The 13,654-nt window shown below is 67.4% G+C and carries 11 protein-coding genes; 7 read left to right on the forward strand and 4 right to left on the reverse strand.

The genetic code is table 11. From position 1 onward, the window contains the following. Positions 1-47: 47 nt before the first annotated feature. Positions 48-1,817: an SLC13 family permease gene (locus ASC59_RS05635; protein WP_327063386.1), complete on the reverse strand. Its 1,770-nt coding sequence runs from the start codon at positions 1,815-1,817 to the stop codon at positions 48-50. Between ASC59_RS05635 and ASC59_RS05640 the strand changes: the two genes are divergently transcribed. The 6 genes from ASC59_RS05640 to ASC59_RS05665 all read left to right on the forward strand — a co-directional run bounded on the left by ASC59_RS05640 (position 1,753) and on the right by ASC59_RS05665 (position 9,554). After that, complete coding sequence (locus ASC59_RS05640) at positions 1,753-3,471, forward strand: MFS transporter (protein ID WP_082513417.1); 1,719 nt, start codon at positions 1,753-1,755, stop codon at positions 3,469-3,471. The genes ASC59_RS05635 and ASC59_RS05640 overlap by 65 nt on opposite strands. Continuing rightward, a complete protein-coding gene (locus ASC59_RS05645; RefSeq protein WP_055819366.1) occupies positions 3,468-4,991 on the forward strand; it encodes a leucyl aminopeptidase in 1,524 nt (507 codons plus the stop codon). The genes ASC59_RS05640 and ASC59_RS05645 overlap by 4 nt, the downstream gene beginning before the upstream one ends. A gap of 4 nt (positions 4,992-4,995) precedes the next feature. Continuing rightward, the gene (gene glsA, locus ASC59_RS05650) at positions 4,996-6,057 is read left to right on the forward strand and encodes a glutaminase A (RefSeq protein WP_082513418.1); all 1,062 of its coding nucleotides are present in this window, start codon (positions 4,996-4,998) and stop codon (positions 6,055-6,057) included. Between the two features lie 503 nt (positions 6,058-6,560). Then, positions 6,561-7,361 carry a siderophore-interacting protein gene (locus tag ASC59_RS05655; RefSeq protein ID WP_055819369.1) on the forward strand — a complete coding sequence of 267 codons (801 nt, stop codon included), beginning with the start codon at positions 6,561-6,563 and terminating at the stop codon, positions 7,359-7,361. A 79-nt stretch (positions 7,362-7,440) separates the two neighbouring features. Continuing rightward, positions 7,441-8,034, forward strand: a complete 594-nt coding sequence (locus ASC59_RS05660) for a PadR family transcriptional regulator (RefSeq protein ID WP_055819372.1) — start codon at positions 7,441-7,443, stop codon at positions 8,032-8,034. Further along, positions 8,034-9,554, forward strand: coding sequence for a DHA2 family efflux MFS transporter permease subunit (locus ASC59_RS05665; RefSeq protein WP_082513419.1), 1,521 nt, complete (start codon positions 8,034-8,036; stop codon positions 9,552-9,554). The genes ASC59_RS05660 and ASC59_RS05665 overlap by 1 nt, the downstream gene beginning before the upstream one ends. Before the next feature lie 73 nt (positions 9,555-9,627). Here the strand turns inward: ASC59_RS05665 and ASC59_RS05670 are convergent, their stop codons facing one another. The 3 genes from ASC59_RS05670 to ASC59_RS05680 all read right to left on the reverse strand — a co-directional run bounded on the left by ASC59_RS05670 (position 9,628) and on the right by ASC59_RS05680 (position 12,862). Next, a complete protein-coding gene (locus tag ASC59_RS05670) occupies positions 9,628-10,905 on the reverse strand; it encodes a sugar ABC transporter permease (protein WP_055819374.1) in 1,278 nt (425 codons plus the stop codon). Continuing rightward, entirely contained in the window at positions 10,902-11,654 is a 753-nt protein-coding gene (locus tag ASC59_RS05675) for an ATP-binding cassette domain-containing protein (protein WP_055819377.1), read from the reverse strand. Before ASC59_RS05675 ends, ASC59_RS05670 begins: the two co-directional genes overlap by 4 nt. A 161-nt stretch (positions 11,655-11,815) precedes the next feature. Then, positions 11,816-12,862, reverse strand: a complete 1,047-nt coding sequence (locus ASC59_RS05680) for a sugar ABC transporter substrate-binding protein (RefSeq protein WP_235492583.1) — start codon at positions 12,860-12,862, stop codon at positions 11,816-11,818. A 542-nt stretch (positions 12,863-13,404) separates the two neighbouring features. Here ASC59_RS05680 and ASC59_RS05685 point away from each other — a divergent pair. Continuing rightward, positions 13,405-13,626, forward strand: a complete 222-nt coding sequence (locus ASC59_RS05685) for a hypothetical protein (protein WP_235492584.1) — start codon at positions 13,405-13,407, stop codon at positions 13,624-13,626. Positions 13,627-13,654 lie beyond the last annotated feature (28 nt).

Genomic DNA, 13,654 nt, shown 5'->3' on the forward strand with positions numbered 1-13,654 from the left:
CCATCGTCAGTCGTGACCGAGCAGATCAGTGCGGCGACCGGCGGCGCTCAGAACGGCCAGACCAACGGCACGATTCCGACGGCCACGGCGAAGAAGACCACCATGACGGGCAGGCCGAGCCTCCAGTAGTCGCCGAAGCGCAGGCCGGCCGGTCCCTGGATCATGAGGTTGGCCGGTGTTGCCACAGGAGTTAGCAACGCGGCCGCAGACACCACGGCCACTGCCATGAGGAAGGGCAGCGGCGACACCTGCATCTCCGTCGCCACCGAGATGGCGATCGGCAGGATGATGAGGGCGGTCGCTGTGTTGCTGATCAGCTGGCCGAAGACCAGGGCGACCAGGCAGAGTGCACCGAGCACGAGGAGCGGACCGGAATCGCCGACGACGCCGATGAGGCCGGTGGCGATCATCTCGGCCGTGCCGGTCTGCGTGATGGCTGTCGACATCGGGATCATGCCGGCCACGAGCAGCAGGGTCGTCCAGGAGATCGAGCGATGGGCTCGCTCGACTGTCACCGTGCGAGTGAGCACCATCGCGCCAGCGGCCAGGAGGCCGGTGACCGCCGGCGGAAACACGCCCGTGGCCAGAGCGACGACCATGAGCACGAGGATGACCAGTGCGGTCCACGATCGGGGTCCGAGAGGAGCAGCCTGACGGCGCACGGCGTTCGGGTCGTCGACGACGACGACTGACGGGTCGGCGAGGTTCACGTCGAGCGCGTCCCAGTCGCCCTGCAGCAACAGCACATCGCCCACTTCGAGCACGATGTCGCCGCCCTCGAGGTGCTCGCCGGCGCGCTGCACGGCGAGCACGACGAGGTCGCCGCTCTCCGTCACCATGCCGGGGAACACCGTCGCTCCGACGAATGCCGACCGCGGGGGCACGAGAACCTCGGCAACGCCGGACTCCGCATCGAGCAGTGCCGCGCCTCCGGCATCCGTGCGCAGTCCCGGATAGTCGCGCAGGAGCACCCGGGCCTGGTCGCTCAGGTCGCGCGGCATCGTGGCCGGAATGCGGTCGGGGATGATGAATCGCTGCAGCACCAGCACGAGGAGAACCGAACCGACGACGATGGGCAGGCCCGCCACGGCGAAGTCGAAGAAGCCGAACGGATGCCCGGTGGCGTCGCCGGCGTACTCGGAGGCGAGCACATTGACCGGGCTGCCTGTGAGGGTGAGCAGCGATCCGGCGTGCGCACCGAAGGCCAGGGGCAGCAGCAGCCTGCCCGGCGCCACGAGCACGCGCGAGGCGATGACGACCACGACGGGCAGCAGCGCCGCAACCGCCCCGTTCACGCTGATGAGGGCGGAGAGCACGGCCACGACGACCATCACGAGCACGGTGACCCTGCGCACGTCGCCGCCGCCGCGGCGCACGAGCTGCTGGCCGGCCCACGCCGTGAGGCCGGTGCCGTCGAGGCCCTCCGCCACGACGAACAGTGCGGCGATGAGGATGACGGCCGGGTCGGCGAAGCCGGCGAAGGCCTGCGGCAGGTCGAGCACCCCCGTGGCGAGCAGGGCGAGTGAGACGCCTATGGCGACGAGTCCGGTGGGAACGCGGCCGCTGATGAAGGCGATCACGGCGAGCGCCAGGATGGTGAGCGTCAGCGCGGAATCGGTCACAGGGCCGACTGTAGCCCACGGGTGTCGGGCGAATTCGGCCTCCATGGACGCGTCGCTGGCACGCGGGCCACCCCGTGGGCCAGACTGATCCCGCACGGGTGCCCACCCGCACCCTGCAGATGGAGGTCTCATGAGCGTTCCGGCGAGCCAGGCGGAGAGGCCATCCACCCGAGCGACGAGTTGGCTGCCGCTCATCGTGGTCGTCCTCACGCAGATCCAGGCGTCGTTCGCCGTCAACGCACTGACAGTGTCGATGCAGGGAATCACGACGGATCTCGACACCCCGGCCACGTCGGTCGGGACGGCCATCACCGCCGGCACCTTCGCCATGGCGGCATTCATCCTTCTCGGCGCCAAACTGGGTGCCCGCTTCGGCAGCAGGCGCGTGTTCCAGATCGCCGTGGTCATCCACGCTGTCGCGATGCTCGCTGTCGCGCTGAGCGTGAGTCCGGCCATGCTGTTCGTCGCGCAGGCGTCATCCGGCGCCGTCATCGCCCTCATCGCCCCGGCGCTGGTCGTTTTCATCGCCAGCAACTACAACGGCAAGCAGCAGGCCCAGGCCATCGGCCTCCTGGCTGCCGCCATCCCCGCCGCCGGCGTCCTCGCACTCCTCATCGCCGGAACCTTCGCCTCCACGATCGGATGGCGCTACTCCTTCGCCCTCGTTGCCGCTCTCGGCGCCGTGAACCTGTTGCTCAGCTTCAGGCTCAGGAAGGTCGATTCCCAGCCGCTGCTGCAGATCGACTGGACCGGCGCCGTGCTCGCCGCCATCGCGATCATCCTGCTGAGCTTCGGCTTCAGCGGTCTCAACTCGTGGGGCCTCGTGCTGGCCACCGATCAGGCGCCATTCGACATCCTCGGCGTCTCGCCGGCCCCCATCCTCGTCGTGCTCGGCCTCATCGTCGGCCAGGCGTTCTTCCTCTGGCTCCGACGGCGTCAGTCGGCCAGGCTCCCGCGCATCTTCGACCTGCGTGTTCTCGCCACAGGTTCGGAGCGGGCCGTCACGGCCTGCATGGCGATCATGCTCTTCGTCGGAACGGCCGCGAACTTCCTCATCCCGCTCTACATCCAGGTCGTCCAGGGCCGTTCGAGCATCCAGACGTCGTTCTCGATCATCCCGTACACGCTGTCGATCTTCGTGGCGAGCACGTTCGTGGCCACCTTGTACTCCCGGTTCCCTCCCCGCCAGCTGGCACGAGCCGGCTTCATCGTCGTGGCAGCGGCCCTCACACTGCTCGCGTTCACCATTCGCAACGACTGGGGGCAGTTCCTGGTCGTACTCGGGCTCATCCTCCTCGGGCTCGGACAGGGAGCCATAGTGGCGCTCGTGTTCAACACGCTGCTGTCTGCGGCACCGAAGGAACTCGCGGGCGACGTCGGCGCCTGGCGCGGTCTGGTGCACAACCTCTCGGGCAGTGTCGGCATCGCCGTCATCAGCGTCTTCGCGGTCGGCGTGCTGAGTGGCATCGTCGCCACATCCGCCGATGAGCACCCGGAGCTCCCGCCGGCCCTCATCTCGCAGGTCAACCTCGACAACGCCAACTTCGTGACGAACGAGCAGTTGAAGGACGTGCTGTCGCAGACCTCCGCGTCTCCGCTGCAGGTGGTCGCCGCCTTGGCGGTCAACGCGGATGCCCGCCTCCGCGCCCTGCAGATCTCCCTCCTCGCGCTGGCCCTCCTGGCCTTGCTGGCGATCATCCCCGCCGGACGCATGCCCGGACGGATGCGGGACGAACTGCCGGAGCGACTGGAACCCGACGATCCCGATGCGATCGTCGATGACACGATCTCCGATGCCGACGAAGACGCCGCTGCTGCGGCCTTCACCACACGGGAGGACGGCGCATGACCCCCAGCGCGTACAAACTCATCCCGGCAGGCTTCACGGCCGTCCCGTCGCTCGAGGCCTGGCGCGCCATCACGGTGACCGCCGTCGAGACTCCGGATGCCACCCTCGACGCGATCGGCTATGTCGTCGGAACGGGCGGCGACGTGCCCGGGGCGCTCGGCCTGGACCGGGCGGCGCTCAGTCGCGCCGGATTCACGGGAAAGGCCGGCGAGACCCTGCTCGTACCCACTCGTGACGGCGCCGAATTGATCGCCGTGGGTTCCGGCGACGGAACGCTCACGACGTCGAACCTGCGCGACGTGGCAGCTTCGTTCGCACGGGCGGCGAAGTCGTCGGCCAGGATCGGGGTGCTGGTGCCCGGCCTGGACGAATCGACCCCGGCAGTCGACGCCGCAGCCGCCATCATCGAGGGCATCCTGCTCGCGCGGTATCGCTTCTCCGCTCTCCAGTCGGCCCCGAAGGACACGGCCCTCTCCGCGATCGAGATCGCACTGACCGGGGCACCCGAAGACGACGTCACCGCGGGCATCCATCGCGGAGTCGTCACCTCTCGGAGCGCCGCCCTCGCCCGCGATCTGGCGAACGCACCGCCCAGCCACCTGACGGCCGCAGATCTGGCCGTCATCGCGGCACGGCTCGGCGGCGAGTTCGGGTTCGACGTGGAGTCGTACGACAAGGAGCAGCTCATCGAGATGAGGTGCGGCGGCCTGCTCGGCGTCAATGCCGGCAGCGCGGAGGAGCCGCGCATGATCAAGCTCAGCTACACGCCGGATGCCTCGGATGCGAACGGTCGACACGTCGCCTTCGTCGGCAAGGGCATCATGTACGACTCCGGCGGCATCAGCCTCAAGCCGTCGGACCCCATGCACCTGCTCATGAAGATGGACATGGGCGGCGCTGCCGCTGTACTCGGGGCGGTATCGGCGCTCCGCGACCTCCGCTCCCCCACTGCCGTCACGGCATACCTCGCCTGCACGGACAACATGCCGTCCGGATCGGCCTACAAGCTCGGCGACGTCCTCACCGCGCGCAACGGCACCACGATCGAGGTGAAGAACACCGATGCCGAGGGCCGACTGGTCATGTCGGACGCTCTCGTGCTGGCCAGCGAGGCCGGGCCGGACGCCATCGTCGACATCGCCACCCTCACCGGTGCCGCCCTCATGGCCCTCGGCGGGGCGACCGCCGCACTTCTCGGCAACGACGAGAGCGTCATCGAGGGGGTCAAGGCCGCCGGGGCGTCATCGGGGGAATCGGTCTGGCAGCTTCCGTTGGAGAAGAGCTACCGCAAGCAACTCGACTCCGACATCGCCGACATCTCGAATCTCGGTGGCCCTCATGCCGGTGCGACCACGGCCGCGCTGTTCCTCGCGGAATTCGTCGACGGCATCCCGTGGGCCCATCTCGACATCGCCGGAACCATGCAGTCGACCACCGACGACGCCTGGCGGTCCAAGGGTGCGACGGGGTTCGGAGCCCGGCTGCTCATCGACTTCACCATGAACTACGGATCGGAGTAGAGGGATGACGGCGACGGAGCGGAACGAGGCCAGAGCACAACTGCATGTCAGCGGTCGGGACACCGAGATCCCGAGAGGGGTGCCCCGCGAGGTCTCCACGGGCTCGCTGCCGGGGGCCGAGCGCGTTGCCGAACTCCTGCAGCGCGCCCACGATCAGTTCTCCTCGCTCGACGACGGCGCCGTCGCCGACTACATCCCCTCGCTGGGCACGGCGGATCCGGCGCTGTTCGGACTGGCCATCGTGGGGGTCAACGGCGAATCCCGATCCGTCGGCGATGCCGACCACCTGTTCTCGATCCAGTCGATCTCGAAGGCGTTCGTCTTCGCTCTGGTCTGCGAGGCCGTGGGCCACGAGCAGGTCTGGCGCGCGATCGGAGTGAACAACACCGGGCTGCCGTTCAACTCCGTGATGGCGCTCGAGCTGAACGGCGGCAGGCCCATGAATCCGATGGTGAACGCCGGCGCTCTTGCCACAACAGCCCTCGTGCCGGGTGAGACGGCCGTCTCACGCTGGGCCTTCATCCGCGACGGGCTCTCGGCGTTCGCCGGCCGTCAGCTGGAGCTCGACACGGCAGTCTACGAGTCCGAGGCTGCAGCCAATCACCGCAATCAGGCCATCGCCCGCCTGCTCCAGAGCTACGGGCACCTGCCCGGCGATCCGCTCGAGGTCACCGACGTCTACACGATGCAATGCTCGCTGCTCGTGTCGGCTCGAGACCTCGCGGTCATGGCGGCGACCCTCGCGGACGGCGGGGTCAATCCGATCACCGGTCGTCGCGTGGTCGGCGAAGAGGTGTGCGCCGACACTCTGGCCGTCATGGCGACCACGGGCCTCTACGAGATGTCCGGCGAGTGGCTGTTCGAGGTCGGCATGCCCGGCAAGAGCGGCGTCTCGGGCGGCATCATCACCATCGCTCCCGGCAAGGGAGGATTGGCGACGTTCTCTCCCCGCCTCGACGCAGCAGGCAACAGCGTGCGAGGCCAGAGCGCCACCCGATTCCTGTCGAAGGCGCTCGGCCTCAACCTGTTCGCATCGAAGCCGGCGGACGGAATTCTCCTGGCCTGAGCCCGTCGTCCGCCCGTGTCGTCGGCCGCGATCAAGGGCCCGGCCCCTGGCTGCCGATCAGACGCCCCGAAGTGGGGTCGAGTACCCGGTTGTCCTCATTTTGGAGGACACGTATCGTGACTGCTACGAGCCGCACCGGATCGGTGTTCCTCACCCCCGCAAGGCTCGTGAGCATCGTCGCTCCGGTTCTCGCGACGGTCCCCGGCGCGAGCTGGAGCTCGAGCGGCCTGGCACCGTCGATGGTGGCAGTCGTGTGTGCGGGGCCACCCCGCACGACCTCTTCTGGGCTGTCGACTGGAGAGTGGTACGACTGACCCACGCCGGTGCACGGTCCGTGGGTCGGGGGTGACCCGAACTCTCCCGACCACGGACCGGGTCGCATCCGGCGGACGGGCGCTCTCCTGGTCGGCACCCTGCACCGGGCATGATGGAAGGAACGTCGGCGCCGCCAGTGTCGCTGCAGCCCATCGGGCGGCGTGACACACCAGTATCAGAGAGCCGAGATGCCGACCACTCGCTTCACCGTGACAGCCACCTCGTGGATCACCCCCTCGCTTCGCCGAGTCAGCCTGCGCACCGACGACCTCTCCGGCTTCACCGGCAGCGTCTTCACCGATCGCTACGTGAAGCTCGTGTTCCCGAAGCCCGGAGTCGAGTATCCCGACCAGATCGACGTGCGCGAGCTCCGCGGAACCATGGCACCTGAAGACCTCCCCGTGGTTCGCACGTACACGGCATTGCACCCGGATGTCGCATCCGGCACCCTCGACATCGATTTCGTGGTGCACGGCGACGATGGCACTGCCGGGCCGTGGGCCGCAGCGGCCGAGATCGGCGACACACTGCTCGCGAACGGTCCCGGCGGAGCGTACCGGCCAGACCCTGAAGCCGACTGGCACCTCCTCGTCGGCGACGAATCGGCAGTGCCCGCCATGACGGCTGCGCTCGAGGTCTTGCCGACCGATGCCGTGGCGCACGTCATCGTGCTGATCGAATCTGAGGAGTACGAGCCGCACCTGCCCGCGCCGGCCGGTGCCGCCATCACCTTCGTGCACAGGAACGGCGGAACCGGGGACGGACTGCTGACAGCCGCCGTGCGCGCCCTCGAGTGGCCTGGAGGTCGCGTTCACGCGTTCGTGCACGGCGAGGCGCAGGAGGTCATGCGCGGGGTGCGCCCCTACCTGCGTAGCGAGCGCGGCCTGCAACGCGACCAGCTCTCGATCTCGGGGTACTGGCGTCGTGGCGAAAGCGAGGAGGGCTTCAGGGAGTGGAAGTCGGAGTTCGCGCGCGCCGAGGACGACTGAGGACGACAGCGCGGATTGACGTGGTGATTCATCCGGGCGTAATATTCCATCTGGAATAATCGATCTGGAAGAACCCGGCATGGCTGAACTCACCCCGCTCGGCATCGCGGCACTCGCGCTGCTCGCCGAGCGACCCATGCATCCCTACGAGATGTACCAGACGCTCGTCCATCGCCGGGAAGACCGCAACGTCAAGGTGAGGCCCGGCTCGCTGTACCACGCCGTCGACAGACTCGCCCGTGCGGGACTGGTCGACGCGGTCGGGGTGGACCGCGAGGGCAATCGGCCCGAACGGACGAGTTACGCCATCACGGATGCCGGACGACATGCGCTCGACGACCGCGTCGCCGCGATGCTCGCCACGCCGGCCGAGGAGTACCCGGAGTTCCGCCACGCGGTGGCCCAGGCCCACAACCTCCCCGTCGACGAGGTGCTCGCCCTCCTCCGTTCCCGCCGCACAGCCCTCCACGACGACCTGGACGCCCTGGGTCTCGCCACGGCGTCCATCGACTCGAAACGGATCCCCGAGAGGTTCTGGCTGGACGTCCACTACCAATCGACCATGCTGCGTGCCGAGCTCGAGTGGCTCGACACGACCATCGAACGCATCGCGAACGGCCAGATCTCCTGGACCGAAGCGATCCCGCACAATCTCACAGAAAAGAACCATTGATGGAGAACGTCACCAAGCCATGGCCCGCCCTCTGGGCACTCGTCATCGGCTTCTTCATGATCCTGGTCGACTCGACCATCGTCTCGATCGCCAACCCGAGCATCCTGCGCGACCTGAACACGGACATCACCGCCGTGCTGTGGGTGACGAGCGCGTATCTGCTCGCCTACGCCGTGCCGCTGCTCATCACAGGACGTCTGGGTGACCGCTTCGGTCCGAAGCGGATCTACCTGATCGGTCTGGTGGTCTTCACGGCCGCTTCGCTGTGGTGCGGGCTCTCCGGAACGATCGAGATGCTCATCGCGGCACGCGTGCTACAGGGGCTCGGCGCCGCTCTGATGACACCTCAGACCATGGCCGTGATCACGCGCATCTTCGCTCCCGACAAGCGCGGCACCGCCATGGGCCTCTGGGGCGCGGTCGCAGGCATCGCGACTCTCGTCGGCCCGATCCTGGGTGGAGTGCTCGTCGACTCGCTGGGCTGGGAGTGGATCTTCTTCGTCAACGTGCCGGTCGGCGTCGTCGCCTTCGTGCTGGCCTGGCGTCTCGTTCCCAACCTCACGACCCACTCGCACAGCTTCGACTGGCTGGGCGTGGCTCTCAGCGGCATCGGCATGTTCCTCGTGATCTTCGGCATCCAGGAGGGTGAGACCTACGAGTGGGGAACCATCACCGGGCCCATCACCGTCTGGAGCCTCATCATCGCGGGCGTCGCGTTCCTCGTGGCGTTCGTGGTCTGGCAGCGCTTCAACACGAAGGAGCCGCTCCTTCCCCTGGATCTGTTCACCGACCGCAACTTCGCGCTCTCGAACACCGCCATCACCCTCGTCGGTCTCTCGATCGTCGCCATGCCCCTCCCCCTCGCGTTCTACTACCAGGTCGCCCGCGGCCTCGAGCCGACTCAGGCCGCTCTGATGCTGGTGCCCATGGCCGTGGTCTCCGGAGTGATGGCTCCGTTCATCGGCCGCCTCACCGACCGCATCGATCCGAAGTGGATCGCGTTCACCGGCTTCACGATCGTCGCGCTCGCGCTGGCCTGGATGGCTCTGATCATGACGCCCGACATCGAGCTCTGGATCCTGCTGATCCCGAACGCGTTCCTCGGGCTCGGGTTGTCGGGCATCTGGGCCCCGCTGGCGTCGACCGCCACCCGCAACCTGCCGCCACGGCAGGCCGGTGCCGGATCGGGCGTCTACAACATGACCCGTCAGGTCGGATCGGTGTTCGGCTCCGCCGCCATCGCGGCCATCCTGAACGCTCGCCTCGCCGCGAACCTTCCCGGCTTCGACACGGGAGCCGCCGAGCAGTCGAGCGGTGGTGGGCAGGCGCTGCCCGCGCAGATCGCCGACGGCTTCACGACCGCGATGTCGCAGTCACTGTGGCTGCCGATCGTCGGATTCGCCGTCGGAGCGATCGTCGTGCTGTTCTTCGCCAAGCCGAAGCAGACCATCGCGTGGGACAGGCCGCGCACGGGCTCGGTTCCGGCTACCGAGGCCGCCCCCGCCGGCATCGCCGAATAGCCACCGGCCAGACCGGGAGGGGCGGTCCGCGGGCATCCGCCGCGTACCGCCCTTCTTCTCGCTCGAGCTCTCGCTAGGTGCGTGTCAGGCTGCCACCGGCACGTACCCGGGAGACCGCATCCACTGTTGCTGCGAGGATCAGAACCCCGCCGGTGACGACGTAGTTGACTCCCGCCGGGAGGTTGAGCAGACCGAGGCCGTTCGTGATGACCGCGATCACAAGAGCGCCGATGGCGGCGTGGATCAGGCGGCCGCGCCCTCCGAAGAGCGAGACGCCGCCGACGACCGCCGCCGCCACGCCGGAGAGAACGATGTCTCGTCCGGCCGCTGCATCGACCGATCCGACCTTGGACACACTGAACAGGCCGGCGACGACAGCGAGAGTGGAGCAGATGATGAATGCCGACCAGCGGATCATCACGACCTTGATGCCGGCGCGGCGCGCGGCTTCGGCATTGCCGCCGATGGCGTAGATGTACCGGCCGAATCGTGTCCTGTCGAGCACGAAGGTGCCCAGCCACAGGATGGCCAGCACGAACGGCACGACGATCGGGACACCCTGCACGACCCCCACCGACTGCCCACGGTTCTGGTTCAGCAGCCAGACGACATAGCCGCCCACGGCCAGGATGACTCCGAGCTTGATCCAGACCAGGGCTATGGCCCGGTTGGGAACACCCGCACGCCTGCGACGGGCGCGGTCCCAGAACGACGTGCCGCCCGAGACTCCCAGCACGACCGCGAGCATCACCCAGCCCGCCCACACCGGCATGTTCGAGTTCTGGATGGCGAGGATCTCGGGTGTCTGGATCCGATAGAGGCCGCCGGAGCCGATGATGATCAGCTCGAGTCCCTGCAGCCCGAGGAACAGGCCAAGGGTCACGACGAATGACGGGATGCCGACGCGTGCCACGAAGAATCCGATGAACGTGCCGATCAACACGCCGGTGGCGAGCGAGATGAGCAGCGCCAGCATCCAGTTGATGTGCACGGTGTTCACGAGCACCACGAAGATGCACATCGTGAGACCGCTCGTGACGCCGGCCGAGAGGTCGATCTCACCGAGCAGGATGACGAAGACGAGCGCCATTCCGAGCATCACCAGCGTCGCTGCCTGGGTGAGGAGATTGGCGAAGTTGCGCTCGGTGAGGAAGTAGGGGCTGAGGAAGGTGAACAGCACCATGAGCACGACGAAGCCGGACAGCGCAGGCAGCGCTCCCATCTCTCCGTTGCGCACACGGCTGACCCATGCCCGCACCTGATCGCGGACACCGCCTTCCTGTCCGCTGCCGATCAAGTCGCCCGAGAGCGGATCCGGAGAGGCGTTCGTCGTGCTGATCGTGTCGGTCATGCGTTTGCTCCCGGGTATGTTCTGCTGCCTGTGATGTACCCGACGACGTCGTCGTAGTTCGTCTCGTTCGCTGGCACCTCGGCGACCATCTGGCCGAGGAAGAGAACGTTGATGTAGTCGGCGACCTTGAAGACGTCGGCGAGGTTGTGGCTGATGATGATGACGGCGACGCCCTGCTCGGCGAGCCGCGTGACCAACTGCAGCACCTGCTCGGTCTGCGCGACGCCGAGGGCGGCTGTCGGCTCGTCGAGGATGACGACCTTCGCCTTCTTCAACACGGCGCGTGCGATCGCCACGGTCTGACGCTGACCCCCGGAGAGGCTGGACACCTTCTGCCGCACGGACTTCACAGTGCGCACCGAGAGCGAGCGCAGGGTGTCCGACGCATCCTTCTCCATGCGCCCCTCGTCGAAGGTGCCGAAGCGGGTCTCTTCGCGGCCGAGGAACATGTTCTGCACGATGTCGAGATTGTCGGCGAGTGCCAGGTCCTGGTAGACGACCTCGATGCCCAGATGTGCCGCTTCCCGAGGATTGTGCAGGGTGACGGGTTCCCCGTTGAATCGCACCACGCCGTCGTCGTAGGGCTGCACCCCTGCCAGGCCCTTGATGAGTGTCGACTTGCCTGCGCCGTTGTCGCCGACCAGTGCTGTGACCTTGCCCGGGTATGCCTTGAGGTTCACACCCTTGAGCACGCTGACCGGACCGAAGCCCTTCTTGACGTCCGTCAACTCGATGATTGGCACATCCATGCCGGGTTCCTTTCGTACCGCCGGGGACGCAGCGTTCCGGCACCGGTGGGGCACTGCGAGCGGGCGAGCGGAGAACGTCTGCCTTCCACGCCACGGCCCTCGTGCGAAACGGAGACGGCCTCGCGCACCACCGGTGTCGGTGGTGCGCGAGGCCCGGGGTGCTACTTCACACCGTGCTCGTCGCACGCTGCCTTGACATCCGCGGTGCAGATGTCGGCCGCGCTGGCGTCGCCGGCCGTCACGACACTCTGGACCTCATCCGGTCCGACCAGGATCGGAGTCACGGCGATGTAGGGGGTGCCGTCGTCCAGCTTCTTGTCGACGCTCGGCTTCTCTCCCTTCAGCAGCTGGATGGCGAGCTCGGATGCGGCGTCAGCCTCGAGCGTGAACGGCTTGTAGACCGTGGCGGTCTGCTTGCCCAGGAGCACGTTCTGCAGGCCGGCCGTCGAGGCATCCTGTCCGGACACGGGGACCGTGAGTCCGTTCTTGTCGAGGATGGTGATGACGCCGGCTGCGTTGGTGTCGTTGGCGACCCACACTGCATCGACCTTGCCGCCCAGAGCAGTCAGAGCCTGCTCGAAGTTGGTGGCGCTCTTGTCGCCGTCCCAGATGCCGGCAGGCTCCTGCGCGGGCTTGATGCCGGCAGCGGCCATCACCTCGTCTGCGCCGTCGTGGAACATCTTGGCGTTGCCGTCGGCCGGGTCGCCGCCCATGTAGACGACCACCGCTGAAGCCGGGTCCTTGCCCGCGGCCGCGAGGCCGTCGACGATCGACTGGCCCTCCAGCGCACCCACCTGCTCGTTGTCGAACGAGACGTAGTAGTCGGCGCCCTCGATCGGACGGTCGTAGGCGATGACGGGGATGCCCTCCCCCTTGGCCTTGTCGGCGACGGCGACGGCCGCGCCGTTGTAGTCGACCAGGAGCATGACACCGCAGCCCTTGCTGAGCTGCTGGTCTGCGATGGTGGCGTACTTGTTGGTGTCGCCCTGGGCGTTCTGGATGTCCGCCTCGAAGCCGGCGTCCTTGATGGCCTTTTCAAGCGCGGGCCGGTCGCCGTTCTCCCAACGCGGCGAGCTGGTCGCATCGGGGAGGATGACGCAGGCACGTGACGCGGACGTGTTCTCGGTCGAGCCCCCGCCTCCACCGCTCGACGAGCAGCCAGTGAGCAGGAGCGCGGATGCGCCTGCGATTGCAGCGATTGAGATCAATGAAGATTTCTTCACTACTCTCCCCTTCTGTCGTTGAGGCTTCCTTGCCTCACCAGGGTCCACTGTCGGCGTTGAACAGCGGGCACCCCATAGTGCCCCCTTTCGATTCTGGCGATCGCAATTTGTTGCCAAATACCTCATAACGGTTTGGTAACGCCCCCACGGTCCGATGGGCGCCTCCGATCACCGCATCTTCGGGGCCTTCCACGGAGATGTACCCCGTCGGAACCGGCGGGAAGCAGGCGGTCGGACTCCTCGCCTCTGCGGCCGAAAGAGGCGACAGGAGCGGCGGAGAGCAGCGGCCCCGTCGCGCATCGCCGGGGTCCGTGCCACACCGTGTCGGCACGAGCTCGGGCGTCGGATGCAGCCCCGCGTACCCCTCACCGCGGTCGCAAGCTTGTCTCACATGGGGTCGCAGTGAGGCTCGCGGGCTCGGGGGCCCGCCGGCGTGCGTACCCACCGCATCCCGCATCGTCAACCCAGTGCCGTTACCGCCGACCATGAGGCAACGTGGGAACAAGCGATCACTCGAGGAGGACCCCATGTCACCAGATGCCACGGATGACGAACGCAACAACGTGTCCCCGACCGCCGAGTCGGCCGAACAGGCTCCGGAATCAGAGGTGCCGGACGACGAGGAACTCGACGAGCCGAGCACGGAGAACGAGCCGGGCGAGGAGCCACGAGCGCCGAAGCCCGACGACTCGGAACCCGACCACGAGGCCATCGGCATCGGCGTGATCGATGGGCCATCCGAGCCCTAGGCAGTCGCTCCCGACAGAGCACCACGCT

Source organism: Leifsonia sp. Root1293, assembly GCF_001425325.1.
Classification (GTDB): Bacteria; Actinomycetota; Actinomycetes; order Actinomycetales; family Microbacteriaceae; genus Orlajensenia.